Source organism: Proteiniphilum sp. X52 (assembly GCF_003712195.1).
Classification (GTDB): Bacteria; Bacteroidota; Bacteroidia; order Bacteroidales; family Dysgonomonadaceae; genus Proteiniphilum.
In genome coordinates this window covers 221,456-236,467 of the sequence record NZ_RDSD01000001.1, presented here as the reverse complement: position 1 = coordinate 236,467, position 15,012 = coordinate 221,456, and the positions used below count along the sequence as shown (strand labels likewise).

General features: G+C 48.3%; 11 protein-coding genes. 5 read left to right on the top strand and 6 right to left on the bottom strand.

All coding sequences use genetic code 11. The features are described 5' to 3' along the window. Positions 1–7 precede the first annotated feature (7 nt). The 4 genes from D7D25_RS00760 to D7D25_RS00745 all read left to right on the top strand — a co-directional run bounded on the left by D7D25_RS00760 (position 8) and on the right by D7D25_RS00745 (position 7,137). Positions 8–1,546: a SusF/SusE family outer membrane protein gene (locus D7D25_RS00760; protein ID WP_158602502.1), complete on the top strand. Its 1,539-nt coding sequence runs from the start codon at positions 8–10 to the stop codon at positions 1,544–1,546. Between the two features lie 339 nt (positions 1,547–1,885). Beyond that, a complete protein-coding gene (locus D7D25_RS00755; protein WP_122967060.1) occupies positions 1,886–3,718 on the top strand; it encodes a glycoside hydrolase family 13 protein in 1,833 nt (610 codons plus the stop codon). 237 nt (positions 3,719–3,955) lie between these two features. Further along, a complete protein-coding gene (locus D7D25_RS00750) occupies positions 3,956–6,286 on the top strand; it encodes an alpha-amylase family glycosyl hydrolase (protein WP_122967059.1) in 2,331 nt (776 codons plus the stop codon). A 344-nt stretch (positions 6,287–6,630) separates the two neighbouring features. Beyond that, the gene (locus D7D25_RS00745; protein ID WP_255417121.1) at positions 6,631–7,137 is read left to right on the top strand and encodes a flavodoxin; all 507 of its coding nucleotides are present in this window, start codon (positions 6,631–6,633) and stop codon (positions 7,135–7,137) included. Here the strand turns inward: D7D25_RS00745 and D7D25_RS00740 are convergent. The 3 genes from D7D25_RS00740 to D7D25_RS00730 form a co-directional block, all read right to left on the bottom strand. Continuing rightward, on the bottom strand, positions 7,125–8,480 hold the full coding sequence (locus D7D25_RS00740; protein ID WP_255417120.1) for an alpha-amylase family glycosyl hydrolase: 1,356 nt from the start codon (positions 8,478–8,480) through the stop codon (positions 7,125–7,127). The genes D7D25_RS00745 and D7D25_RS00740 overlap by 13 nt on opposite strands. Next, complete coding sequence (locus D7D25_RS00735) at positions 8,477–10,024, bottom strand: MFS transporter (protein WP_122967057.1); 1,548 nt, start codon at positions 10,022–10,024, stop codon at positions 8,477–8,479. Before D7D25_RS00735 ends, D7D25_RS00740 begins: the two co-directional genes overlap by 4 nt. A gap of 242 nt (positions 10,025–10,266) precedes the next feature. After that, positions 10,267–11,292 carry a LacI family DNA-binding transcriptional regulator gene (locus tag D7D25_RS00730; protein WP_185140191.1) on the bottom strand — a complete coding sequence of 342 codons (1,026 nt, stop codon included), beginning with the start codon at positions 11,290–11,292 and terminating at the stop codon, positions 10,267–10,269. An 89-nt stretch (positions 11,293–11,381) separates the two neighbouring features. Here D7D25_RS00730 and D7D25_RS00725 point away from each other — a divergent pair, with 89 nt between their 5' ends. Then, positions 11,382–12,653: an arginine deiminase family protein gene (locus D7D25_RS00725; RefSeq protein WP_122967055.1), complete on the top strand. Its 1,272-nt coding sequence runs from the start codon at positions 11,382–11,384 to the stop codon at positions 12,651–12,653. Here D7D25_RS00725 and D7D25_RS00720 read toward each other — a convergent pair. The 3 genes from D7D25_RS00720 to rsmI form a co-directional block, all read right to left on the bottom strand. Further along, on the bottom strand, positions 12,637–13,329 hold the full coding sequence (locus D7D25_RS00720) for a YjjG family noncanonical pyrimidine nucleotidase (RefSeq protein WP_122967344.1): 693 nt from the start codon (positions 13,327–13,329) through the stop codon (positions 12,637–12,639). The two genes, D7D25_RS00725 and D7D25_RS00720, sit on opposite strands and share 17 nt — an antisense overlap. 75 nt (positions 13,330–13,404) lie before the next feature. Beyond that, positions 13,405–14,259, bottom strand: coding sequence for a hypothetical protein (locus D7D25_RS00715; RefSeq protein ID WP_148038817.1), 855 nt, complete (start codon positions 14,257–14,259; stop codon positions 13,405–13,407). Between the two features lie 70 nt (positions 14,260–14,329). Beyond that, positions 14,330–14,998: a 16S rRNA (cytidine(1402)-2'-O)-methyltransferase gene (rsmI, locus tag D7D25_RS00710; protein ID WP_122967053.1), complete on the bottom strand. Its 669-nt coding sequence runs from the start codon at positions 14,996–14,998 to the stop codon at positions 14,330–14,332. Positions 14,999–15,012 lie beyond the last annotated feature (14 nt).

Sequence of the window (15,012 nt, the reverse complement as noted above, 5' to 3'; positions counted from 1 at the left end):
GTGTGCAATGAAACCTAAAATATACCTTTTGACAACCCTGCTCGCATTGGTCGGCTTCGGATCATGCGATGATGTATACGACCATATGGCCGCCCCGCCGCAAGCCTATGAACAGGAAGATGCGCAATCGGTCGACGGATTCACCATTGCCCTGGGATCAGGCTTTGGTTCGGCGATAGCATTGACGGAGGAAGCACTGGAAGAGAATACCCCTTTCGAAGCGGTGAAAGTAACAGCTACGCCGCAATTGGCGGAAGGTGCCACCGTGACGTTTAAACTGGAATTATCCTCTACGCAAAATGTCGAACAGGTGGTGGAACTTCCATCGGAGAGCGGGGAAAATGCCGCAACCATTACGCCCCGTGATCTGGACGAAGCGGTGAAAAGCCTCTATGGGAAAGCACCCAACGCACGTGAACTCTTCATACGGGTAAAATATTATATCAACGACGGCACTTCGTCGGTGATGATGCCTACTCCCGCTGTTTTGGGTCCCGTTACCGTTACGCCCGTAGGACCCGTCATTGAAGAGGAGTATTACCTGATTGGCAATGTCAATGGATGGAATATTGAAGATCTTGACGACTACAAATTCAACCATAGCGGTAAAGATGTATATGAAGATCCTATCTTTACTATTTTGGTGGAAATGAAACAACCGGAAAGCGGGGATTTCAACGGATATTTCAAGATCGTTCCAAAATCGGGTAAAGAGGCCGCTTCATGGGATGGTGTGCTGGGTAACCCCGTAGACGGGAACACTGAATTGGAAGGGGATCTTATCATTGAAAAATCCCAAGCCATGCGGGTAATGGAACCGGGTTGGGTGAGGATTACGCTCAATATGATGGAGTATACCTATACCATCCAACTTTTAGGCTATACGAAAGATGTTGTTTATATGACGGGAAACGCTATCACCGGTTTGCCGGAATGGAACAATGAGATTGGTGCAATAGGAAACGGCCTGCAGATCCTCTTCGCCGACAATAGCTCGGCTGATTCGAAATATACCTTCACGGCACATTTCACAGGAGGAAGGGAGCAGAAGTTTCCGATTAAAGCCGGAGTGTGGGATCCTTGCTGGGGGTTTAGGGATGGTGCATTGGTGCTGGAAAACAACTCTCCCAACCTACCCGGTCCCGCTACGGACGGTTACTACACCTTAAAGTTAGACTTGGGAACTTTAACAGCTGAATATATCCCCTATAGGGGTGATGTTAGCGTTACCTATCATTCAATGGGCGTAATTGGAACGGCAACCGCCGGGGGATGGGATACCGATACGGATTTAACCCAGGTAGCCGAACATATCTGGACTTCAAATGCAATAGAACTTACGGTAGGAGAATTGAAAATCCGCGCGAACGATGCCTGGGATGTCAGTTGGGGAGCCACTTCCGAAGATAATCAGTCTCTCCCGTTCGGAACAGGCACAACGAATAATGGAGCAAACATAGCAATAGAAACGGCAGGAACCTATTATATTGCTTTAAATGATTTGACGGGACATTATATTATCATACCGACAGCAGAGTTACCATAAATAATAGGGCAAATGGGATTATAAAAAGCACGGTGACTTTGCCGTGCTTTTTGTCGCTTTTCGATTCCTGCACAGCAAAGCAGAATTATCACGGCTTTTGCCTAAAGAATCACGATGACGATAGAATAATGCCGCTCAGGCATTTAAATTGGACAAACGATGAAAAAGCTTTTCTCTTTTGCTTTTATCTATTGCTTCTGTGCCTTTCCTGCCAACAAACGACGACGGAGGTAAACCGGAAGATATGTTTGCCAAAGGGACCGACGGTAAAGGAATTCAAAAATATAAATCCCTGATCATTTTCTCAATCTATTTATCTGCATTAAACATAATAATCGTATGAAGAAAATAATTTTATTCTTTTTTCTTACCGTAATAACAATAGGTGCCGTATATGCCCGTGATGTACATGTCGAACCCGCCTTCTGGTGGAGCGGCATGGAAGAGCCGGAACTGCAGTTGATGGTATACGGCGAAAATATTGCTGGTTATATTCCGGAAGTGACTTCGAAAAATGTGAGGATCAAAGAATCGGTACGGCTTGAAAGTCCCAATTACCTGATCCTTTATCTCGATATCTCGGAAAGCAGACCCGAAACATTCGATATCCTGTTCACCGACGGAAAGGGGAAAATCACCTGTTCTTATGAATTGAAAGAACGTGATCCCGACAGATATAACATAAAAAGCTTCGACGCATCGGATGTGCTCTACCTGATCATGCCCGACCGCTTTGCCAACGGCAATTCCGACAACGACCAGATCCCGATGCGGATGCCCTACAAGGTAGACCGCAATCACCACAGCGCGCGCCACGGGGGTGACCTGAAAGGCATATCCGACCGGCTGGACTATTTGTCCGACCTGGGCGTAACCGCCATCTGGCTCAACCCGGTGCTGGAGAACGACATGGAGGGCGGCTCCTACCACGGATACGCCACCACCGATTACTACCGGGTGGATCCCCGGTTCGGCACCAACGAGGAGTACGCGAATCTGATCGCCGACGCCCATTCCAGAGGAATGAAGGTGGTGATGGACATGATTTTCAACCACTGCGGAAGCGATCACCCTTGGGTGAAAGACGTGCCCTCACGCGATTGGTTCAACAACATGGGTGAATATGTGCAGACTTCGCACATGAAAGAGATGTATTTCGATCCCTACGCCTCGGAATACGATAAAAAGAAAATGACCGACGGCTGGTTCGTGCCCACCATGCCCGACCTGAACCAGCGCAACCGGCACGTGGCGAAATACCTCATCCAGAACAGTATCTGGTGGATCGAATATGCCGGGGTGGACGGCATCCGGCAGGATACCTATCCCTACGCCGATTACCATATGATGATCGACTGGATAGAAGCCGTGGAAAAAGAATATCCCCAATACAATATTGTGGGCGAGGCCTGGCTTAATAACCCTATCGGCACCTCTTTCTGGCAGAGGAACAGTCCGCTCAATCCGAACAACACCAAGTTGAAATCAGTGATGGACTTCCGCTTTATGGGATTGTCGCAGAGCGCTTTCTTTGAAGAAACGGGAGAATGGAACGGGGGATTGCACGCTATCTACGACCACATGACCTACGATTTCATCTATCCCGATATCCACAACGTGCTCCGCTTCCTCGACAACCACGATACCGACCGCTTCCTGAAAGAGTATCCCGGGGATCTCTCCGGCTGGAAGCAGGCGATCACCTTCCTGCTCACCATGCCCGGCACCCCGCAGATCTACTACGGCACCGAGCTGCTGATGCACGGCAACAAAAGCCGCAGCGACGGCGACATCCGTCTCGACATGCCGGGCGGATGGCCAGGGGATAAGACCGATCAGTTCACCCGGGAAGGGCGCGACAAGCTTCAGAACGAAGCGTTCGACTTTCTCAGCAAGCTGCTTCACTGGCGTCGCGGCAACAAGATCATTGCCCAAGGCAAGATGAAACATTACGTGCTCCAAAAAGGCGTCTATGTCTATGAGCGCTACTTAAGGAAGGAAAGTGTATTGATCTTTATGAACGGGACATCGAAGCAGGTAGAGATAAACCTCGACCGGTATGCCGAGTCAATAAGAAAGAGTACCGGATGGACTGACTTGCTCTCGGGTAGGAATGTTTCGCCGGGAAAAACCCTGACACTCGCGCCCAAAGAGGTGCTGGTGCTGGAATGAAAGCCAATTCACTAATGTGACAATGTGCCAATGGGAATAATGGGAATAATGTGGCAATGTGAATAATGTGACAATAGGACAATGGGACAATGGGACAATGGGAATAATGGAGTAATTTAATTGGCATGTTAATAAATCATCACATTCATATAGTCTCTTAAGAAACAAAAGTTTCAACGCATTTTTTGAACGGTGAAAACGTGCTGGAATGCTTGATTCTAAAATATAAATAATCATATGCAACCATACTCAAAAACATTCTACTTACTGCTTCTCCTGCTTTTCGCTTTTGCCTGCGGGGAAGATCCGGTGGTTACTCCGGATCCGGAACCGGAACCGGAACCACCTGTAGTAATTAAGGCTGGCCTTTCCTGGAGTCCCGAAGAGGCGGATGCCGACAAGGAGCTGACCATCTGGTTCAAGCCACGTTCAGCCACACCACTCTATAATTACCAAGGTGATGTCTATATTCACACGGGTGTTATATCGGAAGGCGTATGGCAATTCGTTCCCGCCGGGTGGGATGAAAACCTGCCGAAATGCAAAATGACGAAGGTAGAGGGTGAACTGAGCACATGGACTATCCCATTCTCCCCATCTATCCGTCAATGGTTTGGTTCGGGAGAAACACCGGTCAACAAACTGGGTATTGTTATCCGCTCCGCCGATGGGTCGAAGCAAACCGAAGATCTTTTTATCCCTGTCACCGATACGAAATTCAAAGCCTTTCAACCGGCTGCAATAAAATCCGGAACCATGCCATCCGGATTACAGCATGGTATTAACATTAGGGACAACAGTACCGTCACACTCGTTTTGTATGACAAGGATAAGAACGGCGCCCGCAAGAATTTCGCCCATGTGGTAGGGGATTTCAACAACTGGACACTGAGCAACGACGAAAAATCGCAGATGTTCCGCGATGAAGCCGCCGGTTGCTGGTGGATCACAATCCCGGGATTGGATCCGACAAAGGAATATGCTTTTCAGTACTACGTGGGTGACACCGACGCAGATCCTATCCGCATGGCCGATCCCTATGCGCGCAAAATACTCGACCCGTCAAACGACAAATACATCTCACCTGTCACCTATCCCGGCAATATGGATTATCCGAAAGGGGCCATAGGCATCGTTTCAGTATTCCAAACCCGGCCGGAATCCTATACCTGGCAGGTTCCGAATTTCGAGGTCCCGTCGCGGGACAATCTGGTAATCTATGAGATGTTGTTACGCGACTTCACCACAACCGGCGATCTCAACGGCGCCATGGAGAAACTCAATTACCTGCAATCGCTCGGCGTGAACGCCATCGAGCTGATGCCGGTGCAGGAGTTCGACGGCAACGACAGCTGGGGTTACAATCCCTGCTTCTATTTCGCGATGGACAAAGCCTACGGCACCGACCGGATGTACAAGCAGTTTATCGACGAGTGCCACAAACGGGGCATGGCCGTCATTTTCGACGTGGTGTACAATCACGCCACCGGAGCCCATCCGTTTGCCAAGATGTGGTGGGATGCAGCTAATAACAAAACAGCATCGAACAATCCCTATTTCAATGTAGATGCACCCCATCCCTACAGTGTCTTTCACGACTTCAACCATGAATCACCCCTGGTGCGCGACTTCGTGAAACGAAACCTGGAATTCCTGCTGCAAGAATACAACATCGACGGCTTCCGTTTCGATTTGACCAAAGGATTTACTCAAAACCGAAGCACCGAGGCCACAGCCGGCAACTACGACGCTTCGCGCGTGGACATACTAAAAGACTATAACAGCGCCATCAAGGCGGTGAAATCCGACGCGCACGTCATTCTCGAACATTTCTGCGACGACAAGGAAGAGAGGGAGCTGGGCGATGCGGGGATGATGGTCTGGCGAAACATGAACTGGCAATACTGCCAATCGGCTATGGGATGGAACAGGGACAATTGCAATTTCACAGACGCTTACTACGGCGCAAACCGCCCGGCAAACAGCCTGGTAAGCTATATGGAGAGCCATGACGAGGAACGCGCCGCCTATAAACAGGGCCAATGGGGTAACGGCATACTCAAAACCGATCCGGGCGCGCGGATGAACCAGCTGGCGACCAACGCCGCCTTTTTCCTCACCGTGCCCGGCCCGAAAATGATCTGGCAGTTCGGCGAAATGGGGTATGATGTTTCCATCGAGCAAAACGGCCGTACCGGCAGGAAACCGACCAAATGGGATTATCTGGAAGTACCGCAACGAAAAGGGTTACACGATACCTATTCAAAGCTGATCTCCCTCCGTTTCGATCATCCCGAACTGTTCAACGCCACGGCCACCTTGGATTGGAAAGTAACGGAATCCTTCTGGGAAAGCGGCCGGTTTATCACCCTTTCCTCATTTGGCGGGGCGAAACAAGTCGTGGTGATAGGAAACTTCACCAATGACCCTCTCTCGGCCACCTTCCCGGAAACCGGCACCTGGTATGATTTTATGGCGCCCGGCGAACCGCCGTTAAGCGCCACATCGGCCACAAACATCACCGTGGCGGCCAACAGTTTCAAAATGTATACCAGTTTCACAGAATAAACAGGATATCTCGGGAACTGCTTCAATAATGCCCCCAAAAGATCTTTGTCTAACCTTTGGGGGCATTTCACTTTGTGGTATGCCCTTCTTTGATTTTCAATTACCATAATTTGAAAGTAAGCGGATAAGCTAAAAGAACATTTCTGATCCGGGGGATGGACACTCACATAGGATTATGCGATAATTATCTTCCCTGTTTTTGGCTGTTTTAAAACTTATATTAACTTTGTGCAATTAAGAAGGAAAATGAAGGTTGGGAAACAAACATATACCGAAATAAAACAATAAAATAGTCGTATGAAACAGTAGATGTTTATTCCGAACATAAAAAAATGAATAATCTTATGAAGTCGATCGCAATTATTTACGGTTCGAGCACCGAACACACCAAGAATGCGGCGGAAAAAATAGCCGAATTGCTGGCTGATTACTCCCCCACCCTTGCCGATATTTATGAAGGCGATGAAACGCCGTTCCTCACCCATGATGTGTTGATCCTGGGCGTATCCACCTGGGGAGTGCAGGATTTGCAGGACGATTGGAATGATTTCTATCCCAAGTTGGAAAAACTGGACCTGTCGGGGAAAACCGTGGCACTCTTCGGATTGGGTGACGCTTCCATTTATCCCAGCTCCTACGTGGATGCCATGGGCATATTGTATGAAATTGTCATTCAAAAAGGAGCGACCGTTATCGGTGAAGTTTCCCCCGAAGGATATGATTTCGAATATTCCAGGGCAATCAAAGACGGTAAATTCGTCGGCCTGCCGCTCGATGACGATTACGAACCCGACCTGACGGAAGGGCGTATCATCCACTGGATAGAAAAGTTGAAACCCTATTTGGAATAGATCCTGTATTCCCAGGGTTTCAGTTCCATTTCTCTCACAGGGAGCACTTCGGATGTGTCGGGAAAAGAAGAAAATCCTTCACCCGGCACATTTCCGTCAAATTGCACATTCACGGTTTCAGGGCTGAAATTGAAAACGCAAACCACTTCGTTTCCATTGTTCACCCGTTTGAACGACCATACCTTTTCCCCACAATCGTTAGGGATCTCTGTCATCTCCCCGTCACGCTCCTGAGCCGAGAGTGCTTTATTCTTCTTTTTCAATCTGTTCAGCTTCCCGTAGAAGTCACTGAAGCCGCCCTTATCTTCCCATTCGATAATATCCTTCTCAAAAAATTCCAGCCGGCGGTCCAATCCCACTTCCTGTCCATTGTATATCAGGGGAATTCCCGGGAGCATGTAGGTCAGTGCCGCGAAAGGTTTTGCCGCTTCACCCATCCGTTCGAACTCGGTACCGTTCCATGAATTCTCATCGTGATTGGATGTAAAGTACATCGGTATGGCATGCGATGAAAAACGTTCATTCATTCTTTGCAGCGAAGCGCGTAATGAATCGACAGGCTCCTTTCCCTGTGCTATGCTATTCATTTTATGATGGAAGTCCCAGGCGTAATAAGCATCGAATACCGACTCGTTCAGTTCCGGCTTTTCCGCCTCGGCCAACAGGAAGATATCAGGATTCAGCATCACCAGGGAATCCTTTGCCGCCTCCCAGAAATCAGTAGGTATTTCACCGGCCACGTCGCAACGAAAGCCGTCGATGCCAGTCTCCCGGATCCAGAATTTCATCGCATCGATCATCGCTTCACGCATCCCGGGAACAGAGTAGTCCAACTGGGCAATATCAGTCCAGTCGTACATAATATTCAGATTTCCCAAACTATCCCTTACATACCATTCGGGATGAGCTTTCACCCACACAGCGTCACGGGAAGTATGATTGGCTACCCAGTCGAGAATCACCTTCATTCCCTGTCCCTGTGCTTGTCTCACTACAGCTTTAAAATCGGCCAGCGTGCCGAACTCACTGTTCACCTCAGTGTAATCCTCGATGGAGTAGTAACTGCCCAGCAAACCCTTCCGATCTTCTTTACCGATAGACTGTACCGGCATAAACCAAAGGATATCTACTCCCAGCTCCTTTAATCTGGGCAGATGCTCCGAAAAGGCTTGGAGTGTCCCTTCCGGCGTATGCTGCCGGATGTTCACCTCATATATTACCGCGTCGTACACCCATTCAGGATGCGCGCTTTTACCAACATTCCCGTTTTCGTGGCTCCTGTCACGGTTGCCGCATGCCACCCACAGCACCGACAAAAGAAATAATAGAAATATTTTTTTCATTTTGAAGAATAAAGACTGTTTTTACGCAACCGATACACATCATCCCGGTCCTGCACGAAAAAGACGGAAAGTCCCCCCAAAAGAAGGGAACAACCGGCAAGCACCATCGTCAGGATCACCTGTCCATGGAACAGATCGCGGGTAATTGAGCCCAGGATACTGGCAGCCAGTATCTGGGGTATTACGATAAAGAAATTGAAGATGCCCATATACGTGCCCATTTTAGCGGCCGGTAATGAACCGGTAAGGATCGCATAAGGCATGGAAAGGATGCTGGCCCAGGCGAAGCCCACCCCTATCATCGGAACAAGCAGCATCATGGGATCTTTGATAAAATAGAGCGAGATAAAGGATATTCCTCCCAATGCCAACGCCACGGCATGGGTCGCTTTCCGGCCTACCTGCCGGGCAATCAACGGCAGAAGAAAGGCAGTCACGGCTGAAACAGCATTGTACACGGCAAACAACACCCCTACCCAATTGGCACCCTGATTATACAAAACCGACGCGGAATCGGTCGTACCATATACATGCTGCGTAATGGCCGGCGTGGTATAGATCCACATAGCATAAAATGCCAGCCAGGAAAAGAACTGAACCACAGCCAGCTGCCTCATGGTCTTGGGCATATGCAACAGATCGTTCATGATTCCCACCAGTCCGGTGGGTTGATCCGATTTTCCCCTGATAAAGCCTGAAATAATCAGGATAATGCCGAATACAAGCAAGAGACCTCCCACTATATAAAGCTGTTGATTTTGATTTCCCAGGTCGGTAAACATGATCAACAAAGTGGCGGCGAGACCTATGACAGTCCATACGGCCCCGTTCCTTAAAAACTGAGTCGGGGTCACCGGCGCTTTCACCATCATCTTCACACCGGTGGTTCTTTCTCTCTCCTCCTCACAAGCAGCCAGTTCTTCAGGGGAATACTCCTTCGATGTGAAAACGGTATAAAGCACTGAAGCAAGCAGCACCACACCACCTATATAAAATGAGAGTCTCACCGACTGGGGAATGACTCCCTCTTCGGCTATGTTGGAGACGCCGAACCAGTTGGTCAATATATAGGGTAATGCGGAAGCCACCACGGCACCGGTACCGATAAAGAAACTCTGCATGGCGAAACCCATCGTCCGCTGTTCGGTAGGCAGATTGTCGCCTACAAATGCCCTGAAGGGCTCCATGGAAATGTTGATGGAGGCGTCCATAATCCAGAGCATCCCCGCGGCGATCCAAAGGGAGGGGGAATTGGGCATAAAGAACAGCGCCAAGGTAGTAAAAAGGGCGCCTATCATGAAATAGGGCCGCCGGCGTCCAAAACGGTTCCAGGTTTTGTCACTCAAATGTCCGATGATGGGTTGCACAATCAACCCGGTAATGGGAGCGGCGATCCACAGAATGGGTATATCTTCCACCCTTGCGCCAAGGGTCTCGAAAATACGGCTCACATTCGCGTTCTGCAAGGCAAAGCCGAATTGGATGCCCAAAAAACCGAAACTCATGTTCCAGATCTCCCAAAAAGATAAACGTCTTTTCTTCATGTTGTAAGATTATGAACATTTTCGTCAAGCAAGAGCAGAACAAATTTATTTGTTTTGCCGAACACAGAAAATGTCTAATGTAATTGAACTATTTCATTCAATGAGAGCAGAAACAAAGCTTGCTTTGGTTTTGCCGAATGCGGAAATAGTCTAAATTTTTGAATGATATAAATTTAATTCACACAAATATACACTCCGTTCAATAGCCGAAAAATAGTTCAGAGAAAAACTGTATGAATTATTCATGCAATCGTGTGCATTTGCCGTGTGGATCCCTTCACTACCAGGTCGGTTTTGATCAACCGGCTCACGACCCCGGGTTTGGTCTCTTTGCCTTCAATACGGTTAATCAGCAATCGCGCGGCGGTTTTCCCCATTTCGAATCCATGCTGGTCTACCGTGGTCAGCGCGGGATCCGTCACATCCGTAATATAACTGTTGGTAAAACCGCACACCGATATCTCTTCCGGAATTTTAAATCCGGCGGATTTCGCCATCCGCATACAATAGGCAGCCACCTCATCATTCACACAAAAGAAGGCGTCGGGGCGCGGATCGAGGCGCAACATTTCCGGCACTACTTTTTTTGCCAGCTCAGGCGTGTCACACACCCTGTTCATCTCCTTCAAAACAGGCAATTTATGCTTCCTCAACGCGTCTTCATAACCCATACGACGGTTATTGGCGATAGGCATCGAGGGATGGGAGCCGAGAAAAGCAATCCGGCCACATCCCGTGCTTATCAGGTATTCAACCGCGTTAAAGGCACCCGCATAGTCATCCACCACTACTTTATCGGTATTGATTCCGGTACAGATCCTGTCAAAAAACACAAGGTAAATGTTATTGTCGATGATTTCCTGAAAATGACGGTATTGCCGTGTCTCTTTCGACTGTGACGCCAAAATTCCACATACCCGCGCATCGAGCAGGGTTTCCACACTTTTCACTTCACGTTCGTAATCTTCCTGGGAATGGCAGAAAAGCAGTTTATAGCCTTCACTCTCGGCCTCCTGCTGGATCCCTGAAAGGACAGTGGAAAAGAAATAATGTACAATCTCGGGCACAATCACTCCGATGGTGTTATTTCTGTTGGTGCGGAGCTGCATGGCGAGCGTATTGGGTTTATATTTGTGTGCTTCCGCATATTGTCGCACAACTCTCCTGGTATCCTCACTGATGGCAGGATGGTCTTTCATCGCTCTTGAGACAGTGGATGGAGAGAGATTGAGCGCCCGGGCAATATCTTTCAGGGTGATTCGTCCCATATATAAAATAGTTTCTCCAAAAATAGGGAAAAAATGGGAAGAAAGCAATAGATATTTCCTACTTTTGTCATAATTATTGATTTAGCGCTATGACCGAAAACAAAAAATGCACTTTACAAGTTCAGTCGGAAACCGGAAAACTGGAAGCCGTACTGATCCATTATCCCGGCGCCGAGGTGGAAAATATGACTCCACGGCATGCGCAAAGGGCTTTATACAGCGACATATTGAATCTTTCCATCGCGCGCAGGGAATATAATCAGCTCCTGGCCGTATTGAAAAAAATATCGGATGTGTACGAAGTTGCTGACTTATTGGAAAAGGTATTGGAACATGAACCTCTGAAAGAGGACTTGATCCGCAAGATATGTGCCAGGGAACAGGCAACGAACTACATCGATTATCTAATGGACCTTTCCGCCCTTCATCTTACGAAAGTACTCATTGAGGGACTTCCTCTGCAAATTAACACCCTGACTGATTTCCTGCGCGAAGAATATTACGCGCTGAAACCGCTTTACAACTATTATTTCACCCGCGATCCGTCGGCCGTTATCGGGAATAACGCACTGGTCTGCAAGATGGCCAACAGTGTCCGCATACGGGAATCGCTCATCATGGATGCCATTTTTAAAAGCGATCTCTTTTTTAGTGGAAACATCGTGAACAGTTATGAGCTGTCGCAAAACGACCCTCTGGTAAAGATGGAGGGTGGTGATATCTTGGTGGTAAGGGACGACATCCTTCTGATCGGCAATGGCATGCGAACCAGCGCGCAGGGAATAGACTTTCTGGTGCGGCAATTCTGCAAGACCGGATCGGGGAAGAAGCATGTCATCGTGCAGCAACTGCCGGAATCTCCCGAATCGTTTATCCATCTCGACATGGTTTTCACCATGCTCGACAACGACAAGGCAATGGTCTACAAACCACTGATCATGGACGACTCACCTTACCAGACAGTGCACATGCAGATCGATAATGGCAAGGTGACAAAAATCTCTTCGGTGGGCGGCATCCTCAGCGTTTTACGAAAACTGGGAATCGACCTGATGCCGATAGTTTGTGGTGGCAAATCCGACGATTGGGATCAGGAAAGGGAACAGTGGCATAGCGGCGCGAATTTCTTAGCACTCGCACCCGGCAAAGTGATCTCCTACGCAAGGAATATCCACACATTGGAAGAGTTGAACAAGAACGGGTTTGAAGTGGTGAAAGCAGCCGATATCATTAACGGCCAACGGGATATTGTCTCCCTGGGCAATTGCGTAATTACCCTCGAAGGATCTGAACTTCCCCGCGGAGGTGGCGGCCCGCGATGTATGACGATGCCGTTACGACGAACTACAGAATATCTTTAATTTCAGCCAGCTTTTGCACAGTGTAAGTAGGTTCAAAGCCATCCGAAGCCAACCCTTTCGGGTTGAACCATATCTGCGCAATCCGGCTTTGGCGCGCCCCGACGATATCGGCATCCCAACTGTCACCGATCATCACCGTCTGATCGCGTCGGGAATTGGTATTCTTCAGGGCATAGGTAAATATATCGGGATGTGGCTTGTTGGTGGCTGCATCCTCCGAGAGGATTATCTTATCAAAATAAGGCTTTAGCCCCGAATTTGTGATCTTCTTGAACTGCACCTCCCTGAATCCATTGGAGAGAATATGCATTTTGTATTTCGGTTTCAGGTAATCCAACAGATCCAGGGCCCCATCAATCAGTTTCGTCTTACGGGTAGTTCTTTCCAGAAAATCGTCACTCAATTTCTTCGCATAGGCCGGGTCATCAATCCCGAACGCCCTCACAGGAGCCAGGAAGCGTTCCACCACGAGCGTCTCCTTGGTGATCTCCCCTTGCCCGTATAAGCCCCAGAGATGATAATTTCCGGGCAAATAGACACTGTAATATGCTTCGAACGTAGGATAGAATTCCTCATATCCGTAATCACGATAAATTTCCTCCAGGCACTCTTTCCCGTTTCTATGAATATCCCAGAGGGTATCGTCCAAGTCAATAAAAAGATTTCTGTATTGCATCAGTAAAAAATCACGGAGTGGTCTTGGGCCACTCCGCGACATTGATTTTCAGTTTGACATCTTCCGCCCGCAATCTCAGTTCACTTCAATAATCAAATATTTGGTGAGGCTCCAGAAACGCTGAGTGTCGGTAATCTGGAAAGTGAGATTTCCGTCGCTTCCTTTTACAAACTGGTAAGTCCCTTCAGGATGTGTGGACCAGAGTTTACCTTTTGACGCGTACAATGGAATCTCCGTCACCTCGCGAATATCGATCTTCAGAAAATAATCCTTGTTGAATGTATCCTGCAACACACGCGTCTGTTGGAGAAATCCACCGGAAAGGATCTTCTGGTCTTTCAGTTCGCTGGCGGTGCCAAAAACATAATAAGCCGTATGCAACGACCTGTCCTGTTCACGGATGGTGAGCGATTGCTGTTCGGCTTCAACAGCGAGGGAAGCGATATCTTGCGACAGCCGGGTGATCTGCTCATCTTTTTCTGCCAGTTGGGTCTGTAATTCAGCCACACGTGTGGTGCTTTCTCTCATCTCGTTATTCAAACGGTTAATGGTATTTTTCAACGACGCTATCTCTTTATTGCTCCCACTGTATTTCCTGTTCAGTTCATCCAGTTGGGCCTTGTTTCTCTGTAATATTTCGTTGATCATCTTGAAATTATCATTTACCCTGTCCCGGGTAGCCTGACTCATCTCACCACCTTCCGCCGACTGTGTGGAGATATATTTTTCAGCTTCCCTGATCTTGGCGAAGTTTTCTTCCACCTCGCTGATCACAACCATCATCTCGGCTGCCTCAGCTTCCGTCCCGGCAGACTGCTGCAACAAAGAATCACGTTGAGCCTGAAGCTCTTTATACTCTTTCGATTCCCTTACATTTGTACATGAGACAATGAGTCCCATGACAAAAAACAGTATTCCAATCTTTTTCATATCACTAAAAATTTTCTTCTCTAATTAAACGATTGATGCTATAAAATAGTTTGATCTGTAAATTTCACTTTCATTTTCCCGCCACTACAATCACAAATTCCCCCCGCGGTTCATTCTGGGTAAAATGGGATATCAACTCTCCCAGAGGACCTCTCACCGTTTCCGCATGGAACTTCGATATCTCTCTCGACACCGAAGCCGCACGGTCATCACCCATATTCTCCGCCAGTTGGGAGAGTGTTTTCACCACACGATACGGTGATTCATAGAAAATCATAGTCCGGTTCTCCTCCGCCAGTTGTTTCAACCGTGTCCGCCTTCCTTTTTTCTGCGGCAGAAAGCCTTCAAAACAAAAACGATCAGAAGCCAATCCCGATTCCACAAGGGCAGGCACGAAGGCGGTTGCCCCGGGGAGACACTCTATCTCCATCCCCTCCCGCGCACAGGCGCGTGCGAGCAAAAAGCCGGGGTCAGAGACAGACGGTGTGCCGGCATCCGATATCAAAGCGATGCAATCTCCTGCTTTTATCCTCTCCAGGATATGCGCCACCGACCGATGTTCATTGAATTTATGGTGGGATTGCATAGGTGTCCCTATATCGAAATGCTTCAACAGGACACCGCTGGTGCGCGTATCTTCCGCCAAAATCAGGTCACATTCCTTCAGCACTCTGATTGCCCTTAGCGTGATATCTTCCAGATTACCTATGGGTGTGGGCACCACATAGAGTTTTCCCATGTTCACTGCTTTCG

Bases quoted from the DNA above. Each gene is read 5' to 3' on its own strand.
- D7D25_RS00745 (WP_255417121.1), top strand. From the start codon at position 6,631: ATGAAGTCGATCGCAATTATTTACGGTTCGAGCACCGAACACACCAAG.
- D7D25_RS00760 (WP_158602502.1), top strand. From the start codon at position 8: ATGAAACCTAAAATATACCTTTTGACAACCCTGCTCGCATTGGTCGGC.
- D7D25_RS00730 (WP_185140191.1), bottom strand. From the start codon at position 11,292: ATGGGACGAATCACCCTGAAAGATATTGCCCGGGCGCTCAATCTCTCT.
- D7D25_RS00750 (WP_122967059.1), top strand. From the start codon at position 3,956: ATGCAACCATACTCAAAAACATTCTACTTACTGCTTCTCCTGCTTTTC.
- D7D25_RS00720 (WP_122967344.1), bottom strand. From the start codon at position 13,329: ATGCAATACAGAAATCTTTTTATTGACTTGGACGATACCCTCTGGGAT.
- D7D25_RS00725 (WP_122967055.1), top strand. From the start codon at position 11,382: ATGACCGAAAACAAAAAATGCACTTTACAAGTTCAGTCGGAAACCGGA.
- D7D25_RS00735 (WP_122967057.1), bottom strand. From the start codon at position 10,024: ATGAAGAAAAGACGTTTATCTTTTTGGGAGATCTGGAACATGAGTTTC.
- rsmI (WP_122967053.1), bottom strand. From the start codon at position 14,998: ATGGGAAAACTCTATGTGGTGCCCACACCCATAGGTAATCTGGAAGAT.
- D7D25_RS00715 (WP_148038817.1), bottom strand. From the start codon at position 14,259: ATGAAAAAGATTGGAATACTGTTTTTTGTCATGGGACTCATTGTCTCA.
- D7D25_RS00740 (WP_255417120.1), bottom strand. From the start codon at position 8,480: ATGAAAAAAATATTTCTATTATTTCTTTTGTCGGTGCTGTGGGTGGCA.
- D7D25_RS00755 (WP_122967060.1), top strand. From the start codon at position 1,886: ATGAAGAAAATAATTTTATTCTTTTTTCTTACCGTAATAACAATAGGT.